Below are 22,052 nucleotides of genomic sequence, written 5' to 3' on the forward strand. Positions count from 1 at the left end.
TCATCAAATGACCCACAATTACAATATCGCCGGCATCCAGCAGGTAGGCATCGGAGTAGAAAATCTCTACGAAGCCTGGAAATATTACATAGAGTTGTTTCAGATGGATGTCCGCATCCTGGAGGACAACAAGGTGGCTGAGTTGATGCTGCCCTACACCGGCGGGAAGCCGCAGCGGCGGCATGCCGCCATCGCGGTCAATATGCAGGGTGGCGGAGGCTTCGAGGTGTGGCAGTACGCCGAACGAAAACCGCAGCCTCTCGGCTTCGAGTTGCAGATGGGCGACCTGGGAGTGCTGGTCTGCAAGCTCAGGAGCAGGGATGTGACAAGTGCTTTCGAAGCCTTCTCCCGCAACCCTAAGGCAAAGCTTGTAGGGGGACTGAACAACAATATTGACGGCAGCCAGACCTTCTACCTGCAGGATCCCTATGGCAACCTCTTCCAGGTGGTGCAGGATGACTATCTCTTCAAGGATGAAGGGCGACTGACCGGCGGAGTGGCAGGTGTCACCATCGGTGTCACTGACATCGATAGGGCGATGACCGTCTACCACGACATACTGGGTTACGACACCATCCTGGCAGATGAAACAGGCACCTTCCCCGATTATGCTGCATTGCCAGGAGGAACAGGAGGCTTCCGCCGGCGTCTGCTGGGCCACTCCCAACTCAGAAAAGGAAGTTTCAGCGAGTTGTTTGGACCCTCCCGCATCGAGCTGGTGCAGGCACTGGACCGTACCCCGCGCAAGATTTATGAGGGACGCTACTGGGGTGACCCAGGTTTCATACAGGTCTGCTTTGACATCCGCAACATGGAAGCGCTCGGCAAGAAGTGTGCCTCTTTGGGACATCCCTTCACCGTGGACACCAGCCAACAGTTCAGGGAGGGCAGTTCTTTTGACATGGGTGATGCTGCAGGTCAGTTCGCCTACATCGAAGATCCGGACGGCACTCTGATTGAGTTCGTAGAGACGCACAAGGTGCCGCTGGTAAGAAAGCTGGGGCTCAGCATCAACCTGCAGAAGAGGGATCCCGAAAAACCACTTCCGCGCTGGATGCTGAAAGCGCTGAGCCTGATGCGGGTAAAAACGGAGCGCCTCTGATACAATATTTCCGCCCTTTTTCAGTTATAGCAACAATGGAAAAAGGGCGGTTTCTTTTGCTGATGATGATCTGTTGCTCCATCCCACTGTTACACGCACAGTGGGATGCACCGGTGAGCCGTTACTGGACCGTAAAAGGACACTACAACCCTGCTTTCGCGGGCGGTAGTGAGATGATTGATATCGCAGTGCTTTACCGCTACCAGTGGGCCGGTATCCGGCATGCCCCTCAGCGGGTGATCCTCAACGGCCATATGCCGCTCGACTTCTTGGGGGAACGCCACGGTGGAGGGGTGACCGCATACAGCACCACGGCAGGAAATCTGCGAAACAGTCTGCTGGCGGCTCAGTACAGCTATATCCTGCCCATTGGCAACGGGAATCTCCGCTTCGGACTGCATGCAGGTATCCTTGATCTGGCTTTTGATGAGGGCAGTTCCCGTATCAGTGGTAACGATAATGAAAGCGCACAGCCTTCCTACATCGTGGAGGGCGTGAAGCGGCAGCTGCCCGACCTGGGAGCAGGCATCGCCTGGCAGGGAGACAACGCTTATGCAGGCCTCTCGCTCCTTCATCTCAACCAACCCTCCTTTCAGACTCAAAATGACACCCTCGACCTTCAATCCGACTCCCTAAAATCCATTATCCCCCGTACAATACATTTCATGGCAGGATACAATATCCGGCTTTCTCATTCGTTTGCTATAGTACCGATGGTTTGGGTACAAACCGGCAGTGGCTACAGTCACCTGCAGACAACACTCCGTGCAGTGATTGTTGATCGCTTCTCCGGGGGTCTCTACTGGCGCTCCGGAGACGGTTATGGCTTCTTTGCAGGCACCACCCTTAAAGGCATCGAACTTGAATACGGGTATGACCACCATACCAGGGGGATGGGGAAGGTCAGCCGTGGCAGCCATGAGCTGACATTGCGTTATCGCTTCGCAACGGAGCAGTTGTCGCCAAGACGACAGCCACAGAAAAGCATCCGGTTGCTTTAAACGTTGATGGGTTCATGACTCATAAAAAAACTGACAGCTAACAGCTAATAGTAAAAAACAACATAGATGAAGCGAAATTTCTTTTTCTTCTCACTCACACTGCTGGTCATCATCTCCTGCGGACGGCCGGGGATCGGCAGCATGGGAGGCGAACTTACCGGTGTACCGACGGGGAAGGTGTGGGATGAGCCCACTCCCTACAACATGGTACTGGTCACCCGCGGATCCATCACCATGGGACCCGGAGAGCTCGACTCGCTCTGGGGTATCAACATTCCGACGCGGGGTATCTCGGTCGACAATTTCTGGATGGATGAGACCGAAATCACTAACTCTCAGTATAAGCAGTTCATCTACTGGGTGCGCGACTCAATCATCCGCGAGCGTATCGCTGATCCCCGCTACGCGGGTGACGATTTCTATAAGATCACCGAAGATGAATACGGCGACCCGGTGACGCCGCACCTCAACTGGTCCATTCCCATCCCCTGGAACCGCAACACCGAAGAGGAGGAGGCAGCCATCAACAGCCTTTACGTCACCCACCCCATCACGGGACAGAAGATGCTCGATGGGGCACAGCTCAACTTCCGCTACGAGTGGTTCGACGCCGCAGAGGCCGCCCGCAGGCAAGAGCAACTGAACAGGATTAAGGATGCAGCTACCGCAAACACCACCGGTACAGAAAGGGCGATGATCAGCAAGGACACCGCCTATGTCACCTTCGACGGGCAAATCGTGAATGAGACCATCACACGTCCCCTGAGCAGCCTCTACGACTTCGTCCATACCCGCATCCTCAACATATACCCCGACACCACCAGTTGGGTGAAAGACTTTCCCAACGCCAACAACGAGGTCTACATGCGCAACTACTTCGCCCACCCCGCCTACGCCCATCACCCGGTGGTGGGTGTCAGCTGGGAGCAGGCCACCGCCTTCTGTGAGTGGCGGACGATGTTCCTGCGCCGCAGCATCAACAAAGAAGGGGTCATCATCGAAAAGTACCGCCTCCCTACCGAGGCTGAGTGGGAGCTTGCGGCACGCAACGCCAGCAGCGACAGCCGCTATCCCTGGGAGACGGGCGACGGAAAGAACGACCCCGACTGCTACCAGGCTAACTTCAACCCGGGGGAGGGAGCCTATGCCGCCGACAACCATCTGATCCCTGCACGTGTGCGCAGTTTCCAACCCAATCTCTTCGGACTTTACGACATGGCGGGCAACGTGGCGGAGTGGACCTCCACCGCCTACAGTGGTTCAGGGCTCGAGTTGATGAACGACCTCAATCCGGAATACCGCTACAACGCATTGGCGGATGACCCCGATATCCTGAAGCGCAAGGTGGTGAAGGGAGGATCCTGGAAAGACAATGCCACTTTCATCCGTTCCGACATGCGCGACACCGAACTGCAGCACAAAGGACGTTCCTGGATCGGGTTCCGCTGCGTGCGTACCCAGGTGAGCACGGGCAAGTAAACTAAAACAGCAATCAAACTGCTAACATATGAATGCATACCACAAAACGAAAAACCGACTGGAACAATACCTGCAGACCGATAAAGGAAAGCGGGCCATCCACTTCGCCTACAGCTTCGGCGCTGCCCTGGTGATCCTGGGAGCGATGTTCAAGCTACTCCACTTCCCTTACGGCAATGAGATGCTTTTTATCGGGATGGTGACCGAGGTACTGGTGTTCCTCATCTCCGCCTTCGACACGCCGGTGCGCGACTACCCCTGGGAGCAGGTGTTCCCGGTGCTGGCGTCACAGAATCCTGAAGATCGTCCCGACTTCAACGGAGAGGCAACATCACCGCTCACATCGGTCAGAAACAATGTAAGTGATGCAGATACACGATCATACTCCCAACAACCGGCAAAAGAAAGTGGTCAGGGATTCCCGCACGACCTTACCGGTCAGACCGAGAACTACAACCGTCAGATGGAGCAGCTGAACAGCACGCTCTCCGGGCTCAATGCCCTTTATGAGGTGCAGCTGAAGAGCATCAGCGGCCAGATAGATACCATTGAACAGATCAACCGAGGATTGCAGCGGCTGAAAAGCAGTTACAGCGACAGCTTGCCCGACGGCACGCTGATCGGTCGCGAGACGGAGCGGATGGCATCACAGCTCCGTGAGTTGAATGACGCCTACGCCCGCATGCTGCAGGCCATGACTGTACACAGGGGCGGCAACAGCAGCTCCCCTCAAACATAATCTACTTGTAGAGATGGCAGTAAACAGTCCCAACTCCCCCCGTCAGAAGATGATCAACCTGATGTACCTGGTCTTCATCGCGATGTTGGCCCTCAACGTCTCTGTGGAGGTGCTGGACGGCTTCGGCGTGGTGGATAAGCGGCTCGGCGAATCATCACACTCCATGGAGGAGCGAAATAACCTCCTGATGGAAGAGCTCTCCGCCTACCATGCCTCCAACCCCGAGAAGGCGGGTGATTGGTACGACAAGGGAGTACAGGTGCGCAACCTGAGCGACTCGCTCACACGATACATCGGCGACCTGAAACAACAGATGGTGCGTCAGGCCGACGGGAAAAGAGGTGACATCAACCGAATCCGACACAAGGATGACCTGGAAGCAGCCTCGGTGGTGATGCTCTCCCCGCTCAGGGGTGAAGGAAAGAAACTGCGGGGCGCAATCGACAACTACCGTGACCAGTTGATGAACTGGGTGGAGGAGCCGTCGCGCAGTAACCTTATTGCCCGCTACCTCTCTACGGAGGCAGAGTCCGGAGGCAGGAGCTGGGAGGCATCGCTCTTCGAGCAGATGCCGCTGGCGGCCGCCATCACGTTGCTCACCAAGATCGAGAACGACATCCGCCTATCTGAGGGAGAGGCACTGGCATCGCTGCTCCAGAGCGTTGATGCGGGCGACTACCGCCTGAACAGACTCAATGCCTGGCTGATCCCCGAAGCGGAGACCGTCCTTCAGGGAGGGAACTACCGTGCCCGCGTGGTCCTGGCAGCAGAAGATACCACCCAACGTCCCCGTATCGTGGTAGAGGGAGAGCCGCTGGAGGCGGGAGAGGATGGCTTCTTCACGCTGGCAGCACCTCGCAGCGGCACCTTCCCGGTGGAGGGATATGTAGAACTGACCGGCAGTGACGGCAACGTCACCCGCCGCGACTTCAGCAGCAGCTACACTGTGATCGAGCCCATGGCTACCGTTGCCCCCACATTGATGAACGTACTCTATGCCGGTATCGACAATGAAGTAAGCATCTCGGTGCCAGGTGTCCCACCGCAAGAGGTGAGTGCCCAGATGAGCAACGGCAGCCTCAGTCGCCGCGGCAACCTCTGGATAGCCCGTCCCGCAGCGGTAGGCAGCGAGGCTGTGATCACCGTCTCCGCCACCATGGCAGGGGGTGAAACACGCAATATGGCAACCCGATCATTCAGGGTACGCGCACTCCCCGACCCCACCCCCTATATCGAGTACCGCGATGCGGGAGGAAACCCGGTGGCACGGAAAGGAGGCAGCATCCCCAAGGCAGCCCTCCTGCAAAGCGACGGCCTGAAAGCGGCCATCGATGATGGCATCCTGCATGTGCCGTTCCGGGTGACCAGCTTTCGCACCATCCTCCTTGATGCGATGGGCAATGCCATTCCGGAGGTGTCTGATGGCAGCCGTTTCTCGGAACGACAGAAAGAGCAGATCCGGCGACTGACCCGCGGCAGTTATTTCTACATCTCCGGCATACGTGCTGCCGGTCCCGATGGCTCGGAGCGTGAGATCGCGGTGATGGAACTGAGAGTGAATTAATAAAGCTGAACACAAAAAAATATGACAACCAGAACAATATTCATCCTACTCGTATTACTGGGGCAAGTGAACGCCCTCTACCCGCAAACCACCCTGCACGAACGGATGGAGCAGCGGCGGCAGCAGGTCGAACAAGCTTCGGCAACCCCGAATATCAGAAAGAACCAGCCTGACACCAACTGGGAAGAGGTGATTGCTGACGCGCGCTGGTCGCGCGTCATCTACCGATACATCGACCTGTCGAAGGAGGCCAACATGCCGCTCTATCATCCGGTTACTCCCACTGCAGGGCAGCGCAACCTCTTCACCCTGATCTTCCGGTTGCTGCAGGAGGATCGCATCCGGGCATATGAATACCTCGACGGGCGGGAGGAGTTCACCGAGGAGTACCGCATCGATTTCAAGGGACTGGTCGACCGGTTCAACATCTACCATGAAACAGAGAATGGCCTGATCAGCGTGAACGATGCCGATATCCCCTCCAACGAAGTGCTGGGTTATTACCTGAAAGAGCTCTACTACTTCGGCAGCGCCACATCCGGTTTTCGGGTGATACCCCTCGCCCTCTGCCCCATCCTCTTCCGGCAGGAGGAGGTCGCATCGGCCAACACCCGCTATCCCCTCTTCTGGATCACCTATGATGAGCTGGCGCCCTACACCCGCCGCATGCCGCTGATGGCTTCGTCGCTCAACAACAGCAGCAGAGAAAGTGTGGATGACTTCTTCCGGAAACGAACTTACGAAGGGGAGATCTACAAGACAGGGACTCCCGGCAACAGGCCAATCTCACAATACACCACCACCCCGGAAGAGATGAAAGCAGAACAGGAGCGCATCGAACAGGAGTTGCTCGATTTCGAACAGCTCATCCGCCTGGAGGCAGAGGTACTCTCCTCGCCTGTTCCCGAGAGCAACCGGCGCGGCAACAGGCGTACCGCCGAAAGCAGCAGCTCCTCAGCACAGACCATGCGCGACCGGAGGTACTGAGAGCAACTCACCCTTTGCAGGTTTTTCGCCTGTTTTTGGAAGCTATTCTTTCATGCTAACCTTATTGCATCTTTGTATCCACTCCGATAATTTTTGGAGTGGATATAAGGGTGCTATAAGGATAGAATAAGGCTAGAGACACCGAATCCCCTGTCTCGTCATGAAATAGGGTTTAGGATATTGAGACTTAAAACAAAAAAAGGCTGTCTCATGTTTTATGAGACAGCCTCCTCAGTGATCCTGATTTGATGAATCGTCTTAATGTTTAAACAGTATCTAAAACGGAAGTATGAAGCATAAAGAGAAAATTTACAAATTATCATTTGCCGGTGTATATCCATATTACATCGCAAAAGCGGAGAAGAAAGGCCGCAGTAAGGCAGAGGTTGATGCAATCATATGCTGGCTGACTGGATACAGTGAAAACGATCTGCAGGAGATATTGGCCGGCGACATGGATTTTGAAACATTCTTCAGGCAGGCACCTCAAATGAATCCCAATGCATCCAAGATTACCGGTCTGATCTGCGGTATTCGAGTGGAAGAGATTGAAGACGAGATCGTACAAAAAATCCGATACCTGGACAAGCTGATTGACGAACTAGCCAAAGGAAAGGCCATGGAGAAGATTTTAAGAAAATGAATCTCCAAAGTCTCGAATACAATCGGGAAAATTATGGCCATGGCAATCGAGGAAGGAACACAAACCCTGGAACAGTTTAGTGGAATGGCTTAGGAGATGGGCATCACGTTGCTGAACCTCATGACAACCTCGTTCTTTGTTGAATTTGGCATGAGGGGATAATGAGGGGGGGGACAAGCCAAAGAACCGCCCTGTAGAGATTCAACAGCTGACCGGAGGAGTTAAAATGAAAATAACAGGCATCTATAGTACAGTCATCCAAAAAAAATGTATCTTTATTTTTTGAATCATCAAACGTCTGCATCAGGATGCAGGGCGAAAACCTGAAAACACCGCACATGATGATATGTACTAATCCCATAAAAATCTAACCAACATGGCTCGACTGGTCACACTTTATTCGCTTCAATGGGGAGACCTCTCCCTTGAAGAGGTATGCATCAAAGCAAAAGAATTCGGATACGACGGACTGGAACTGGGACTGCCGGATCACCTGGATGTGCGGCAAAAGGATCCGGCATATTACGAGGGTATCAAAGTATTGCTGGTAAAACATGGTCTGCAGCTGCGCACCATCTCCTCCCACCTGGTGGGGCAGGCGGTCTGCGACCGTATAGATGAGCGTCACAAAGCCATCCTGCCGGCCCACATCTGGGGAGACGGCGACCCGGAGGGTGTAAGCCGTCGCGCTGCGGAGGAGCTGATACGGACGGCGGAAGCGGCCAAGGTACTGGGTGTGGAGACGGTAGTGGGATTCACCGGCAGCCCTATCTGGCACCTGCTCTATGCATTTCCGCCCGTTACACAACAGATGATTGATGAGGGCTATCAACTGTTTGCCGAACGGTTCACACCCATCCTGGACGCCTATGAAAAACTGGGCATCCGTTTTGCGCTGGAGGTACACCCCACCGAGATCGCCTTCGACACCTTCTCGGCCGCGAGGGCGCTGGAAGCGCTGCACCATCACCCTGCTTTCGGCTTCAACTACGACCCCAGCCACCTGGGCTACCAGGGGGTAGACTATGTGGATTTCATCTACCAATTCCCCGAAAGGATCTTCCATGTGCACATGAAGGATGTATACTGGAGTGACACTCCCCGGCAGGTGGGTGTTTTCGGGGGGCATGTGCCCTTCGGTGACCCCCGTCGCTACTGGAACTTCAGGAGCGTGGGCAGGGGCAGTATCAACTTCGAGGAGATCATCCGTGCACTCAACGCCATCGGGTACCGGGGACCACTCTCCATTGAATGGGAGGATAGCGCAATGGATCGTGAGCAGGGTGCGCGTGAGTCATGCGCCTTCACCAAGCAGATCGATTTTCAAACATCGGGGCATGCATTCGATGCATTTTTCGCAAAGGATTAACCAACAACACAACATAGAAGATGAACAAGAAACTGAAAATGGGTATGGTGGGCGGCGGCACCACCGGCTTTATCGGAGCGATCCACCTACGGGCGGCAATCATGGAAAACATGGCAGAGCTGGTCTGCGGATGCTTCAGCTCGAAACCGGAGGTCTCCCTGGCGTCGGGACGGCAGTATGGCCTTCCCGATGAGCGCATCTACTCCAGCTATGAGGAGATGTTCGACAAGGAGATGGCACTGCCGGAAACAGAACGGATGGATTTCGTGGTGATCGTGACCCCCAACAAGCTCCATTTTGAGCCGGCAATGATGGCCCTCGAGCGGGGCATTCACGTGGTGCTGGACAAGCCGATGACCTTCTCGCTCGAGAAGGCGAAAGCATTGCAGCAGAAGGTGGAGGAAACAGGACTGGTGCTGGCCCTGACGCATGTTTACACCGGCTACCCGGCCGTGAAGGAGATGAAGGCCAGGATTGCGGCAGGTGAGCTGGGGAAGCTGCGCCGCATCTATGTGGAGTACCCTCAGGGATGGCTGTCGGAACGGATTGAGACGCAGAGCGGCAACAACGCCGGCTGGCGTACCGACCCGGCTCAGTCGGGCAAGGCAGGTTGTATGGGCGACATCGGCACGCACGCCTGGCATCTCTGCGAGTATGTATCGGGACTGAAAGTGCGAGAGCTGTGTGCCGAGTTAAACACCTTCGTGCCGGGGCGGCCAATCGACGATGACGGCGTGGCCATGATGCGGCTGGACGAAGGTGTGAAAGCGCTGCTCTCGGCCAGTCAGATCGCCGTGGGAGAGGCCAACGGTGTCAACATCCGCATCTACGGGGAGAAGGCAAGCCTGCGGTGGGTACAGATGGATCCCAACAGGCTGATCATCAAGAGCGGCGGCAACAGGGAGGAGATCATCCACATCGGCGGCAACCAACCCGATCTGGGTAAAGCAGCGCTCTGGAACATCCGCACCCCGGGCGGGCACCCCGAGGGTTTCATCGAAGCGTTCGCCAACATCTACCGCAACTTCACCCTTACCGTGATGGCACAACGCTCAGGTGAACAACCCACGCCCGAGATGCTGGACTTCCCAGACGTGCAGGATGGCGTGCGTGGCATGCAGTTCATCGAAACAATCGTGAAAGCGGGATGGAACGATGAGCAGAAATGGGTGAAATGGGAAGAATGAACGAATCAAACAAACTACTAAATAAAGAGTATCATGAAACGCAGAAAATTTTTAACAAACAGTGCCCTTTTGGGCAGTACCATCCCGTTGGGCATGGCATCGCCTGCAATCCTGTCATCCTGTACGGGAACTTCAGAAAAACGCTCCAAGGCTTCGTTTTCTCCTGAAGAGTTGGGGATGTTTTCATTTGTGGAGACAGCACCCGATGGAGCTCCGTTGAAAGCAGCCCTGATTGGGTGTGGCGACCGGGGAACGGGAGCAGCGGTCGATTTCTTAAGTGCCGGGCCCAACCTGGAGATCATCGCTTTGGCCGATCTCTTTCCTGACCGGATGGAACGTTGTCGCAACATACTTTCCGAGAGGAACAACATTGTGGATGACAGCAACTGCTTCTTCGGCTTTGATGCCTATCAAAAAGTGATGGCCATGCCGGAGGTGGAGCTGGTACTGCTGTGTACCCCCACACATTTCAGGCCTGAGCAGTTCAAAGCTGCCATTGAAGCAGGGAAACATGTATTCATGGAAAAACCCTGTGCTGTAGATCCAACCGGAATCCGTACGGTGATAGCCGCCTCGAAGGTGGCTACGGCAAAAGGACTGAGCGTTGTCACCGGCAACCAAAGAAGACATCGGCGTGATTACTGGGAAGCCTTCCTGGAGGTGAAAAACGGAATCATCGGTGAAATCATTTCGGCCACCTCCCACTGGAACCAGGGGGCATGGTGGAACAAACAGAAACAACCGGAATGGAGCGACATGGAGTATTGCATTCGCAACTGGTTTAACATCAAGTGGCTGAGTGGCGACCACATCCTTGATCAGGGCATTCACAACATTGATGTGGTCACCTGGTTCATGGGAGAGCAACCCATCAAAGCGGTTGGTTACGGTGGCTCGGCACGACGCCTGACAGGAGACATTTTCGATTTTTTCAGTGTGGATTACACTTACAACAACCACAAACGGATGCTGCATACTGCGCGACAGATCGATGGGTGCGACGGTAACATCTCGGAACAGGTGCTGGGTACAAAAGGGATTGCCCAACTGAATGATGCCGGAGAGATCAAGATCCTCGACTGGGAAGGAAATCTCTTGTGGGAATATGATTACGAAAACAAACCGGTACAGAACCCCTACAAGCAGGAACATGTACATCTTGTGGAATCGATCCGGTTGAACAAGAAAATTAATCAGGGGGAAGATCTGGCCTATTCAACACAAATCGCTATCATGGGTAGGGAAGCAGCCTACACCGGGCAAGCAATCAGCTGGGACCAGATTATGGCCTCCGGATTGCGATATGGTCCGGAGACCTATGAAATGGGTCCGCTGCCTGATTACCATGAGAAAGTAGTCCCTGTTCCGGGAAGAAATCCCTCCTAAGTCCTTTTTTCTGCCGGGTGATAATTTTTATATCACAGTTAAAACGGCTACTTTTGCAAATCATTCAAATCAAATAAGAAGAAATATGCTTACAGCTGAGATACACACCGGAAAAGGAGTAATGAAAGTGAAGTTTTATGAGGAAGATGCCCCCAATACGGTGGCCAATTTCGTGAAGCTGGCCGAGGGTGGCTTTTACGACGGACTGACATTCCATCGCGTGATCCCTAACTTTGTGATCCAGGGCGGTTGCCCCGACGGCACAGGTGCCGGGGGACCGGGTTACACCATCAAGTGCGAGCTGGATGGCAACAACCAGTACCACGATCGCGGCGTATTGTCGATGGCACATGCCGGCCGCGATACGGGCGGCTCCCAGTTTTTCATCTGCCACAGTCGCGACAACACCGCCCATCTGGACCGTCACCACACCTGCTTCGGCAAAGTGTACGAAGGAGTGGAGGTGATTGATCAGATTCGCCAGGACGATGAGATCGAGAAAATACTGATTTTTGAGGATTGACCATTGAACCATGGTAGAAATGAAGCAGGGTGCATAAATCATCCTGCTTTTTTTATCTATCTTTGTGCATTGAATCACTAAAACTGTTCCCATGAAAAGAGCAGGCGCCGTTCTATCGACACTTCTTCTGGTCATCCTCCTGGGAGGATTTCTCTACATGAGACCCCTGATGCCGATCATCACCGGTTATGCAGCCAAGAACCTCTCGTCGGGCATCTTCGTGGGCAACCGCACACAGGAATCGATGGAGGCGACCGATCTCAATTTCTCCTTCATCCGGTTCGTAAAAAACAGCGTCGACAGCAGGAGCAAGAGCGTCAAGAGTCGCTTCCTCTGGCACAACTCGCGCACCACCTTCGTAAACGGTTACGGCAGCATCCTGCTAAACGACTATCCGGTGGATGACATCCAGGCACGCCCCTACCCCATTGTGCCGCTCCTTCCCGAGAACCCCGACACCATCGCCTGGCCCATGGGGGACCTGATGGCAGACACCATCCCGAACGGTATCGACCTGCAACAGCTCAACAAGGCCCTGGATCAGGCTTTCGACGACACCATCCCCTACAAGGGGACCTTCGCGGTGATGGTCACCTACAAAGGTCAGCCCGTCGCGGAAAGATATGCAGAAGGATTTGGTCCCGAGAACCGCTTCCTGAGCTGGTCGATGGCCAAGAGCTTCACCAACACCCTGACAGGCATCCTGGTGCAAGAGGGAAGGCTGGATTTGGATGCACCTGCCGACATCGAGGAGTGGCAGCAGGATGAACGGCGCCAGATCACCCTCCGCCACCTGATGCAGATGAACAGCGGCCTTGAGTGGAACGAAGATTATGGTAACAGTTCCGACGTGAACAACATGCTGCACAAGGAGGGTGATATGGCAAAGTTTGCAATCTCGAAACAACTGGAGTATACACCCGGTTCTGTTTTTGAATATGCATCGGGATCCACCAATATTGTCTCATACCTGATGCGAAAGGCAATTGGCAACGATGCTGACTATTTAGCCTTTCCGCGGGAGAAGCTCTTCAACAGGATTGGCATGCGCAGTGCCATTTTCGAGGTAGATGCATCGGGCACGTTCGTGGGCTCCTCCTATCTCTATGCCACGCTGCGAGATTACACCCGCTTCGGCCTGCTCTACCTCAACAACGGCAACTGGCTGGGGGAACAGATCCTGCCCGAAAAATGGGTGGAATACAGTACCACTGAAGCCAACGGCTCTGACGGCACCTACGGTGCATTCTTCTGGTTGAATAAATCCGGCAGCGACTATCCAGATGTCCCACGCGACATGTTTTGCTGTCGCGGGCACGACGGGCAGTACATCTACATCATCCCCTCAAAAGAGCTGGTGATTGTCCGTACCGGTTTCTCCAAACAAGGGGAGTTCGACGAGAACGGATTCCTCGCAGGGATCCTGCAAGCAATCAGGTAAGAATGTGAAAGCAGCCACTGAAAGAGAATACACAATCCCGTTTTATAAAAATGAATCAACTGCAATCAATGAAAAGCGTATTTTTCCCGTTCGTATTGTTCTTTTGTTCCCTCGTCACAACCACTTTGGCGCAGGAGAACGATTCCCTCCGCAATGAGATCCTGAGCAGAGAAGCGAGTGACATCGAGATAATCACTAAAGGACGTTCACTCACCCTGGAGCACCTGCAAAAGGGCGATCTCTATGCCTTGAAGGAGGTGAAAGCATATCTTACCGCTGAGGCGGGGAACCCCTACAGGGCGTATCTGCCTGTGGAGTACTGGCTCCTCTCTTTCTGGAGCGAGGAGTATGAGATCCTCCTGCAGGAGGCGAAGCTGTTTTCGGCTGACATCGACTGGCAGGAGGAGGGTTTCTGGGAGATGCCCGAAAGATACAGACCTTCCTCACTGTTGCGCATGATTGCAGAGAACGATCGTTTGTCGCAGGAGGTGGGCCGTAAGTCGGCCGAATCCTATTTGCCACTGACGGTCACCATCGATGCCGCTGCACTGAATAACGAAGAGAAAGCGTTTCTCAAGCTATGGCTCTACGCGCTGCTCTTCACACCCGAGCGGGTGGACAACGAAGCGGAGATGGCAGAGTTGAACGGGATGGCTGACACTTTCCTGGAGGAGTACAGTGGGAGTGACTATGCCGACTATACCCGTCGTTTTATCCGGTATCGGTTCCGGCCGGGCAAATGGGGCTTTGGCTACGAACTGTTTTTGGGATACAACACCTTAACGGGGGGACTCAACCGTCATTTCGGCAACAGTATTGCGGGAGGGTTCGCCTTCAACGTCCTCTACCGCGACTTCGACCTCTCGCTACGCTTCAACTATGCCTCCGCCAAAAGCCGGCGGGAGGTGATGCACCGGGATATAACCTGGCCGGCAGATGTGGGGGGATACCTGGTTGGTGCCGACCTGGCACTCCACTATCCACTCTATCAAAGCAATGATCTCAAGCTGATGCCTTTCGTCGGTATCGGAGGAATGGGCATAGGCCCCACGGATGTGGAGATCAAAAACCATCCCGAACTGGAAGATTTCAAGGAGCTCTCCACGTTGAACTACCTGGTGGGGTTGGAGCTGAAGCTAAACAGCTGGAGCCGTGATGTTGATCTCTCCGGCAGCGGGGGTGGCTACCTGGGTATCCGCTACAGTTACTATATGCCACACTACAAGCGCACACACGAGCTGCTGGAAGGGAACATGCACATGATCACCCTCAGCTTCGGCGGTTTCGGTCGCCCCGTGAAAAGGGAACTATGAACATTCTGATTCCGACATCAATCCACACGAGATCAGAGCAGAAGGTCTACACCTTGTCACTTTTTACTGAGTAATACATTTCCCTATTGCGATCACTCCCTGTACTTGCAGCAGGAGGGTAACGCATCGTAGACAGCCTGTTCGGCTTTGTCCTTGTCCGTGTCATGTCCTGCAGCCGCGATCACTTTGCTGATCGCTTCGAGATTGGTTTTGGCCGGATCGAAATTCATATGCAGTTCCTGCTTTTCCATATCCCAGCTTGCAAAAGTGACACCTTCCACACTCTTTGCACCATTCTCGATCCGTTCCTTGCACATCTCACAGCTCCCCTTGACGCCCAGCATGGCATGTTCTTCGTCTTGGGCACCCTGCTGCATGTGTGCACCGTCATGCTGTGGATCACCCGTTGTCATCTGATTCATCTCCGTGTGTTCACGCTCTGATTGATGTTTGTTGGATGCGCCTGTATTACACGCGGTGAATAGGACTACACCCAGGATCATGATTGTTGTGATAAAATTTTTCATTGTTGTTGCATTTTTAAAGTTTATTGATTCAATGACCTAATCTCTGTATTTACAGCAGTCAGGCAAAGCATCATAGGTAGTCTTGTCTGCCTTGTATTGTTCTGTATCGTGCCCTGCTTTGGCAATGGCTTTGGCAACGGCATCGGCCGATGTTTGGGCCGGATCGAAACCGAGATGCAGTTGTTTGGTCTTCAGATCCCAGCTGGCCGTGTGGACCCCGTTTACTGCCTTCGCGGTTTTCTCGATGCGTTCCTTGCACATCTCGCACAATCCCTGTACCGTCAGCATCGCATGCTCACCCCCCATTTCATTGTTCATCATACTGCGCTTACCTGCCAGTTGGGCACTCGCATCGATGGTGAAGGCTCCATTGGTCACGATCTCATCACCATCGTTGATACCTGATAACACCACGTAGGCATCTCCCAGTGACGGCCCAAGTTCGACTTCCCGGAGCATGAACGCAGGAATTTCGGTGTCCGGCTGTTTCACGTATACGATAGAGCGCTTGCCGGTCCACAGGATGGCCGACTTAGGAATAACAACTTCATTGTTGTATAGTTTAAGCGGTGCGTCGATGAGGGCGTTGGCATACATCTCCGGTTTCAGCTCCATACGCGGATTGGTTGTCTCCACCCGCACCTTTGCGGTACGCGTGGACGGATCGAGAATGGGATTGATAAAGGAGATCCTTCCGGAGAATGTTTTGCCGGGGAGTGACTGGAGGGTATATTCCAATCGGTCACCCACTTTCAGAAAGGGCAGATCAGACTCGTATGCATCGAAAACAGCCCAGACCTGCGAAAGGTTGGCCACATCGAACAGCACGGTGCCGGTATTCACATAGTCGCCCTGGTTCACATTTTTGGAGATCACAATACCGCTGGTGGTAGCAACCACATCGATCAACGGAGAAACTTCACCCGATTGTTCAATGCGCGCAATCTGCGCATCGGTCAGCTTCCACAATCGCAGCTTTTCTCTCACCGCTTGTAGCAGTGCGGGCTGCAGTTCCTGCATTTTCACTGCTTCAATCAGTTCCTGCTGTGCACTTAATAATTCAGGCGAATAGATAGAGGCAATGGGTTGCCCCCGGCGCACACTCTCACCGGTGAAGGTGACAAACAATTTTTCGATACGCCCGCTCACATGGGATGTCTGCGACTGCGACAATCGCTCGTCCACCTGGATGGAACCGTAGAGCTGCACCTCTTTTACCGGGTTTTGTCTGCTCACCACCGTCGTTTGTACATTGGCCAGTGCAGCCGCTTCGGCACTCAACTGGATGGCATCGGGATCTATCGAGGCATCGCCCGTGCCGGTAGTCTGAAGGGGTATCAAATCCATCCCGCATAGAGGGCAGTCACCAGGTTCATCCATCCTGATCTGCGGATGCATCGAGCAGGTCCAGATGGTTGATTCAGCTTCATGATCATGTGCTTCTTCCACCGCAGCCGTTTGCTGTGGCGATTGCTTCCGGTTGCCGCCGGAGAATAGTAGCCAGCCGAGAAACAAGCCGGCCAGCAGGATCAATCCGTACCTGAAGTAAGGCTGATTGGTGATTTCTCTTATTTTATTCTTATCCATTATTATAGCTTTGTTTAATTGTTTGATTTGTCGAAGGAACGCAATTTTCGAATGGACGCCACCCTGGTGTTGTATTCGGCGATGGCTTCGGCCTCCCGCAGCTGGTACTCGAGCAGCTGCCTTTGCACCTGGATCACGTTGGTGAGATCACTCTTTGCCGATATAAACTCCTGCACCACCAACTGATAGGTTGTCCGTGCCAGTTGTTCCTGTTTCCGGTAAAGCGTAATCTTCCGCTCCGCATCATCAAGCTGGTGTTTCAGCCTGAAAAGGTCCGACTGAAGCATGTTCAACGTGTTGTTGTACTTCTCACGGGCCAATTGCCACAGAAAACGACTCTCGCGTTGCTGTGCCTTGTATTTATTCCGATAAAGTGGAATGGAGATGGAAACCATCGGCATGATCATATCCATGCCAGTCATTTCCGGTTCCATTCCCTGCTCCATCTGCGCTGTCGCACTTTCGTCTATCAGCATGTACTGCAGTCCGATGCCGAACATGGGATAACTCATTTTTTTTTTCATCTCACCTTTTGCCCGATAGGCCTGTTCTTCTTCGACCAGCATGTCCAGCATAGGGTTCCGGTTTTCAATCTCGCTCATGGTAACACCTTCATCAAAGAAAAAAGGTACTTTTGCGATGGAGTCGGGCAGGATGACTTCCCTGTCGGCAGAACGGTTCAACAACGCATTGAATATCGCTTTTTCGGCTGCAATCTCCGAGAGGATGCTCTCGATGTTGTTTTCGATCTCAGCCATCTCCAGTTGCACGCGGAGCACATCTGACATACCCGGGGCAGTGTTTCCCATTCCAGATGATATCCCTGATGAAGATGAGGAGACCTTGCGCAGGGCCAGCTCCTCCAGTTGCTTCAGCAGTTGCAGGTTCTCGCGGTTGTTCCGCAGCTGTTGCACCAACGTGGAGAGGAGATACCACTGGGTATATACCTCGAGGTAGAGGTTGTCCCTTGTCTCCGTGAATCGGGCATACGCCATTCTGGCCATATGCGTAGCTTCGGTCTGCGCAGCTTTTTTGGTGCCGAACCAGGGGAACATCTGCATCAGGGTGAAATCGGCTATCTGGCGCCCCCCCACAATATCCATCGGCTTCAGGAAAAAGCCGATGTCCAGCCTGGGATCGGACCAGGCACCGGCCTGCGGCACCTTTTCCAATGATGCCTTATAGGCCAGGAAATCGGCATTCAGACCGGGATTGTTCATCGCCGCTGTTTCCAGGTAACGGTCGAGTGAATCGGGTGTTTGTGCCATTAGAAGGTGGGGACCCATGAGTCCCAGCACCACCAGGAGGAGGCCGAAGAGGTTATATGGTTTCATAATCTGTCGTTTTAGCTTGTTGTTTTTCTTTTTTCCGGATCGCGCCTTCCCGCCACCAGCATTGAAGGATGGGTACGATAAACATGGTCATCGACTGGATCAGCATCCCGCCAAAGGTGGGGATAGACATGGGAATCATGATCTCGGATCCCTTGCCCGTGGAAGTCAGCACCGGCAGGAGTGCAATCAGCGTGGTGGCAGTGGTCATCACTGCCGGGCGGACCCTCTTTAAACCAGCGTGGACAACCGCTTCCCTGATCTCCTCCCTTGTCTGCGGGTCTCTTTCCAGGAAGGTATCGTGGATATAGGTTCCCATCAGCACCCCATCATCAGTGGCAATGCCAAAGAGGGCGATAAACCCTACCCACACGGCAATACTGAGGTTGATGGGATGCATGCTGAACATATCACGGATATTGACACCGGCAACCGAAAAATTCATAAACCACGGTTCACCGTACAGCCATAGAAGGATGAATCCTCCGGACAGTGCGACGAAAACCCCCGAAAAGTGAATCAGCGAGGCAGTCACCGTTTTGAACTGAAAATAGAGGATGAGCAGGATGATGAGCAAAGCAATAGGTATAATGATCATCAGTCGCTTTGAAGCACGGGCCTGCTGTTCGTAGTTGCCGGCGAAGGTATAGGAGACCCCATGGGGCAGGTTGATCTCACCGTTGCGCAGTTTCGCCTGTAACATCGCATCGGCCTCTTTCACCACATCTACCTCGGCCTTGCCAACCACCTTGTCAAAAATCACATAACCTACCAGGAACGTATTTTCACTCTGGATCATCTGAGCACCGCGGGTATATTCGATCTCCGCCACTTCTCCCAATGGTATCTGCGCCCCGGTTGCTGTGGGTATAATCAGCCGCGCCAACTCATCGGGGTTCTCTCTCAGTTCACGCGGATAGCGCAAGCGTACGGGAAAACGCTCACGTCCCTCAACCGTGGTTGTTAACGGCATGCCTCCTACTGCCGCCCCAATCACATCCTGCAGGTCGGCCACCGTGATACCGTATCGGGCCATATGCTGCCGGTTCAGCTTGATTTCGATGTAAGGGGCTCCCACAGCGCGGTCGTAGAATACAGTGGAAGAGAGGACAGAAGGCACCTGTTTCAAAGCGGCTTCCAGTATCTTGCCACCTTGCTCGATCGACTCCAGGTCGGGCCCCGACACCTTCACACCCATCGGTGCACGCATGCCGGTAGAGAGCATCACGGTACGTGCTTCAATGGGTTGCAGCTTCGGTGCCGATGTCAGGCCGGCGATATGAGATACATTGATGATCTCCTGCCAGATGTCATCTTCATTCCTAATTTCAGGACGCCATTGCCTGAAGTAATCACCCCTTCTGTCGGGAACCAGGCTATCCACGGGTATGAGCCTGAATCCCTCTTCCGGATCATAGGTTGTCTGGTCGATCAGGATAAATTCTCCTTTCCGGTTGACCTTGAAACGTTGCCGGTTACCGTCTTCATCCAGGATATATTCGGGACGGTAGATGATCGTGTTCTCGAACATCTGGGTTGGTGCCGGATCGAGTGCCGAATTGACCCGTCCCCATTTGCCGACGGTCGTCTCCACTTCCGGAATATGGCTGATTCGCTTGTCCAGTATTTCAATATATTGCTGGTTCTGCTCAATCCCCGTATGGGGCATGCTGGTTGGCATCAGCAGGAAGGATCCCTCGTTGAGGCTGGGCATAAACTCCTGTCCGATTCCCGGAAAACGGTGACTGGCTGTCTGCCAGAAACCGGTCTGTCGGAAAGTACCCCAACCCACTGTTTCAAAACCTTTTGCCACCATACCGAATGTCTTGTCGAAACCCATCCAGATGACCAGTCCAAAAAGTACCGTTGCGATAGGCAGTGTCATGAACTTCCACCGGTTGGCCAGGCTCCAACGCAGAATCTTTTCATAATAGATCACCAACAGCCAGAGAAGCGAGAGAATGAGCGCGATAATCAGGATCACGAACAACAGGTTGCGGGGTAGACCTGTCTGTGTGCCCATGGGCAGCCATTCCATCGTTAGCAGGTAGACTACCGCCAGCAGGGAAATCCCGATATTGAGGAAAGTGGGTATTCGCGGGTTCTTCCACCGTGGGGCAAACAAGTTGTTCAGTGCGAACAGTGTGAATGCAATATAAAGGCCGTAGCCGGTGACAATTACCAGCGTCATGCCGGCAACAGCCAACAAGATATTGGCCCATTGGAGTACTTTCTTGGAAGTGATCCTGATTGAGAAGATGTAATAGAAGAGTGTGGGGAGTACTGCGATTCCAAGGAGGTAGGCGGAGATGAGTGCGAAGGTCTTGGTAAAGGCCAACGGCGTGAAGAGTTTGCCCTCCTGAGCTTCCAGAAAAAAGACAGGGAGGAAACTGACGACAGTGGTGAGCTGCGCGGTGAGCACTGCTCCCGATACTTCACTTACACTCGTGTATATCAGATTGGTGAACGCTTTTCCCTTTCGAATGCCCTTGTTCTCCTCCATCTCCATGTGTCGGATGATGTTCTCGACAAAGACCACACCGATATCAATCATAATCCCGATGGCGATGGCGATACCCGATAATGCCACTATATTAGCATCAATGCCCGCATATCGCATGATGATAAAAGCAGCCAGCACCCCCACGGGAAGTATACTGGAGATAACGATCGATGCCCTGAGGTTCAAAATGATAACGATGACCACGATTATGGCAATGAGCGTCTCATGGGTCAGCGCGGTCTCCAGCGTGCCGATGGTCTCATGGATCACGCTGGTCCTGTCGTAAAACGGAACGACGGTGACTTTCGAGACGGTGCCGTCAGGCAGTATCTTCTGGGGTAATCCGGCTTCCATTTCCGAGATCTTCTCCTTCACATTGTTGATCACCTCCAGCGGATTGGATCCGTAACGTGCCACAACCACGCCACCTACAGCTTCCACACCTTCCTTGTCGAGGCCGCCGCGCCGCGTTGCAGGGCCGAGATTGACAAAGGCCACATCTTTGATTTTTATCGGCACTCCATTGCGGACCGTAATGACCGCCTCTTCGAGATCTGATACATTTTTGATGTATCCCAGCCCACGGACGAGGTATTCTACCTTATTAACCTCCACCGTCTCTGCACCAATATCGAGATTGCTCTTCTGTATGGCATTCATCACATCCATGATGGAGAGGTTGTAGGCGCGCATGGAGTTCGGGTTGATCTCCACCTGGTATTCTTTCACAAAGCCACCTACAGAGGCCACTTCGGCCACACCCTCAGCCGATGAAAGCGTATACTTTGCGTAGAAATCCTGAACGGTTCTCAACTCGTCGGGACCCCAACCACCGGTGGGTTCACCCGTATCGGGATTTCTGCCTTCCAGCGTGTACCAGTATATCTGGCCCAGGGCAGTTGCATCGGGTCCCAGGCTGGGTTGTACTCCTTCGGGTAATGTTCCCGATGGCAGTGAATTCAATTTTTCCAGAATGCGCGAACGACTCCAGTAGAATTCGATCTCCTCATCAAATATGATGTAGATAAACGACATCCCGAACATGGAGGTACTGCGGATGGTCTTTACACCGGGAATACCGAGCAGTGAGGTGGTCAGCGGATAGGTGATCTGATCCTGGATATCTTTGGGTGAGCGCCCCATCCACTCTGTGGCAACGATCTGTTGGTTGTCACCCAGGTCGGGGATGGCATCCACAGGCACCGGATCACGTGGCAACAGGCTATACCAGTTAAAGGGAGCCGTGGAGATGCCCCATACGATGATCACGAGGAGTAACAACATTGTGATCAGCCTATTGTGTAACAGGTAATGAATAACTTTTTGAAGCATGATGAAATATTTTGATTTGTACACATGAGGAATTGATC

General features: G+C 53.5%; 17 protein-coding genes. 13 read left to right on the forward strand and 4 right to left on the reverse strand.

Annotated elements, in window-relative coordinates; genetic code table 11:
- Positions 1 to 7: 7 nt before the first annotated feature.
- The 13 genes from JS578_04050 (at position 8) to JS578_04110 (ending at position 14,734) form a co-directional block, all read left to right on the forward strand.
- Complete coding sequence (locus JS578_04050; GenBank protein QRX64427.1) at positions 8 to 1,102, forward strand: VOC family protein; 1,095 nt, start codon at positions 8 to 10, stop codon at positions 1,100 to 1,102.
- Positions 1,103 to 1,137: 35 nt separating this feature from the next.
- A complete protein-coding gene (locus JS578_04055; GenBank protein QRX64428.1) occupies positions 1,138 to 2,103 on the forward strand; it encodes a PorP/SprF family type IX secretion system membrane protein in 966 nt (321 codons plus the stop codon).
- A 66-nt stretch (positions 2,104 to 2,169) separates the two neighbouring features.
- Positions 2,170 to 3,582 carry an SUMF1/EgtB/PvdO family nonheme iron enzyme gene (locus JS578_04060; GenBank protein QRX64429.1) on the forward strand — a complete coding sequence of 471 codons (1,413 nt, stop codon included), beginning with the start codon at positions 2,170 to 2,172 and terminating at the stop codon, positions 3,580 to 3,582.
- 28 nt (positions 3,583 to 3,610) lie between these two features.
- The gene (gene gldL / locus JS578_04065) at positions 3,611 to 4,321 is read left to right on the forward strand and encodes a gliding motility protein GldL (GenBank protein ID QRX64430.1); all 711 of its coding nucleotides are present in this window, start codon (positions 3,611 to 3,613) and stop codon (positions 4,319 to 4,321) included.
- A gap of 13 nt (positions 4,322 to 4,334) precedes the next feature.
- Entirely contained in the window at positions 4,335 to 5,885 is a 1,551-nt protein-coding gene (gene gldM / locus JS578_04070) for a gliding motility protein GldM (protein ID QRX64431.1), read from the forward strand.
- Positions 5,886 to 5,906: 21 nt separating this feature from the next.
- Positions 5,907 to 6,872 (forward strand): gliding motility protein GldN, encoded by a 966-nt coding sequence (gldN, locus tag JS578_04075; GenBank protein ID QRX64432.1) that lies wholly within the window; start codon positions 5,907 to 5,909, stop codon positions 6,870 to 6,872.
- Between the two features lie 289 nt (positions 6,873 to 7,161).
- Positions 7,162 to 7,515: a DUF2200 domain-containing protein gene (locus JS578_04080; GenBank protein QRX64433.1), complete on the forward strand. Its 354-nt coding sequence runs from the start codon at positions 7,162 to 7,164 to the stop codon at positions 7,513 to 7,515.
- Between the two features lie 376 nt (positions 7,516 to 7,891).
- Positions 7,892 to 8,884, forward strand: a complete 993-nt coding sequence (locus JS578_04085; GenBank protein ID QRX64434.1) for a sugar phosphate isomerase/epimerase — start codon at positions 7,892 to 7,894, stop codon at positions 8,882 to 8,884.
- A 20-nt stretch (positions 8,885 to 8,904) separates the two neighbouring features.
- The gene (locus JS578_04090; GenBank protein ID QRX64435.1) at positions 8,905 to 10,071 is read left to right on the forward strand and encodes a Gfo/Idh/MocA family oxidoreductase; all 1,167 of its coding nucleotides are present in this window, start codon (positions 8,905 to 8,907) and stop codon (positions 10,069 to 10,071) included.
- Positions 10,072 to 10,104: 33 nt separating this feature from the next.
- Positions 10,105 to 11,457, forward strand: coding sequence for a Gfo/Idh/MocA family oxidoreductase (locus tag JS578_04095; GenBank protein ID QRX64436.1), 1,353 nt, complete (start codon positions 10,105 to 10,107; stop codon positions 11,455 to 11,457).
- 85 nt (positions 11,458 to 11,542) lie between these two features.
- Complete coding sequence (locus JS578_04100; protein ID QRX64437.1) at positions 11,543 to 11,980, forward strand: peptidylprolyl isomerase; 438 nt, start codon at positions 11,543 to 11,545, stop codon at positions 11,978 to 11,980.
- Positions 11,981 to 12,071: 91 nt separating this feature from the next.
- Positions 12,072 to 13,421, forward strand: a complete 1,350-nt coding sequence (locus JS578_04105; protein ID QRX64438.1) for a serine hydrolase — start codon at positions 12,072 to 12,074, stop codon at positions 13,419 to 13,421.
- A 68-nt stretch (positions 13,422 to 13,489) separates the two neighbouring features.
- Positions 13,490 to 14,734: a hypothetical protein gene (locus JS578_04110; GenBank protein QRX64439.1), complete on the forward strand. Its 1,245-nt coding sequence runs from the start codon at positions 13,490 to 13,492 to the stop codon at positions 14,732 to 14,734.
- A 92-nt stretch (positions 14,735 to 14,826) separates the two neighbouring features.
- On the opposite strand, the gene JS578_04115 is transcribed toward JS578_04110, so the two are convergent.
- The 4 genes from JS578_04115 to JS578_04130 are packed head-to-tail and all read right to left on the reverse strand — an operon-like array spanning position 14,827 to position 22,014.
- Entirely contained in the window at positions 14,827 to 15,261 is a 435-nt protein-coding gene (locus JS578_04115) for a heavy-metal-associated domain-containing protein (protein ID QRX64440.1), read from the reverse strand.
- A gap of 36 nt (positions 15,262 to 15,297) precedes the next feature.
- On the reverse strand, positions 15,298 to 16,848 hold the full coding sequence (locus tag JS578_04120) for an efflux RND transporter periplasmic adaptor subunit (GenBank protein ID QRX64441.1): 1,551 nt from the start codon (positions 16,846 to 16,848) through the stop codon (positions 15,298 to 15,300).
- 14 nt (positions 16,849 to 16,862) lie between these two features.
- The gene (locus JS578_04125) at positions 16,863 to 18,182 is read right to left on the reverse strand and encodes a TolC family protein (protein QRX64442.1); all 1,320 of its coding nucleotides are present in this window, start codon (positions 18,180 to 18,182) and stop codon (positions 16,863 to 16,865) included.
- The gene (locus JS578_04130; protein ID QRX64443.1) at positions 18,169 to 22,014 is read right to left on the reverse strand and encodes an efflux RND transporter permease subunit; all 3,846 of its coding nucleotides are present in this window, start codon (positions 22,012 to 22,014) and stop codon (positions 18,169 to 18,171) included. Before JS578_04130 ends, JS578_04125 begins: the two co-directional genes overlap by 14 nt.
- Positions 22,015 to 22,052 lie beyond the last annotated feature (38 nt).

This window comes from Dysgonomonadaceae bacterium zrk40 (assembly GCA_016916535.1).
Classification (GTDB): Bacteria; Bacteroidota; Bacteroidia; order Bacteroidales; family Dysgonomonadaceae; genus Proteiniphilum.

Bases quoted from the DNA above. Each gene is read 5' to 3' on its own strand.
- JS578_04050 (QRX64427.1), top strand. From the start codon at position 8: ATGACCCACAATTACAATATCGCCGGCATCCAGCAGGTAGGCATCGGA.
- JS578_04055 (QRX64428.1), top strand. From the start codon at position 1,138: ATGGAAAAAGGGCGGTTTCTTTTGCTGATGATGATCTGTTGCTCCATC.
- JS578_04060 (QRX64429.1), top strand. From the start codon at position 2,170: ATGAAGCGAAATTTCTTTTTCTTCTCACTCACACTGCTGGTCATCATC.
- gldL (QRX64430.1), top strand. From the start codon at position 3,611: ATGAATGCATACCACAAAACGAAAAACCGACTGGAACAATACCTGCAG.
- gldM (QRX64431.1), top strand. From the start codon at position 4,335: ATGGCAGTAAACAGTCCCAACTCCCCCCGTCAGAAGATGATCAACCTG.
- gldN (QRX64432.1), top strand. From the start codon at position 5,907: ATGACAACCAGAACAATATTCATCCTACTCGTATTACTGGGGCAAGTG.
- JS578_04080 (QRX64433.1), top strand. From the start codon at position 7,162: ATGAAGCATAAAGAGAAAATTTACAAATTATCATTTGCCGGTGTATAT.
- JS578_04085 (QRX64434.1), top strand. From the start codon at position 7,892: ATGGCTCGACTGGTCACACTTTATTCGCTTCAATGGGGAGACCTCTCC.
- JS578_04090 (QRX64435.1), top strand. From the start codon at position 8,905: ATGAACAAGAAACTGAAAATGGGTATGGTGGGCGGCGGCACCACCGGC.
- JS578_04095 (QRX64436.1), top strand. From the start codon at position 10,105: ATGAAACGCAGAAAATTTTTAACAAACAGTGCCCTTTTGGGCAGTACC.
- JS578_04100 (QRX64437.1), top strand. From the start codon at position 11,543: ATGCTTACAGCTGAGATACACACCGGAAAAGGAGTAATGAAAGTGAAG.
- JS578_04105 (QRX64438.1), top strand. From the start codon at position 12,072: ATGAAAAGAGCAGGCGCCGTTCTATCGACACTTCTTCTGGTCATCCTC.
- JS578_04110 (QRX64439.1), top strand. From the start codon at position 13,490: ATGAAAAGCGTATTTTTCCCGTTCGTATTGTTCTTTTGTTCCCTCGTC.
- JS578_04115 (QRX64440.1), bottom strand. From the start codon at position 15,261: ATGAAAAATTTTATCACAACAATCATGATCCTGGGTGTAGTCCTATTC.
- JS578_04120 (QRX64441.1), bottom strand. From the start codon at position 16,848: ATGGATAAGAATAAAATAAGAGAAATCACCAATCAGCCTTACTTCAGG.
- JS578_04125 (QRX64442.1), bottom strand. From the start codon at position 18,182: ATGAAACCATATAACCTCTTCGGCCTCCTCCTGGTGGTGCTGGGACTC.
- JS578_04130 (QRX64443.1), bottom strand. From the start codon at position 22,014: ATGCTTCAAAAAGTTATTCATTACCTGTTACACAATAGGCTGATCACA.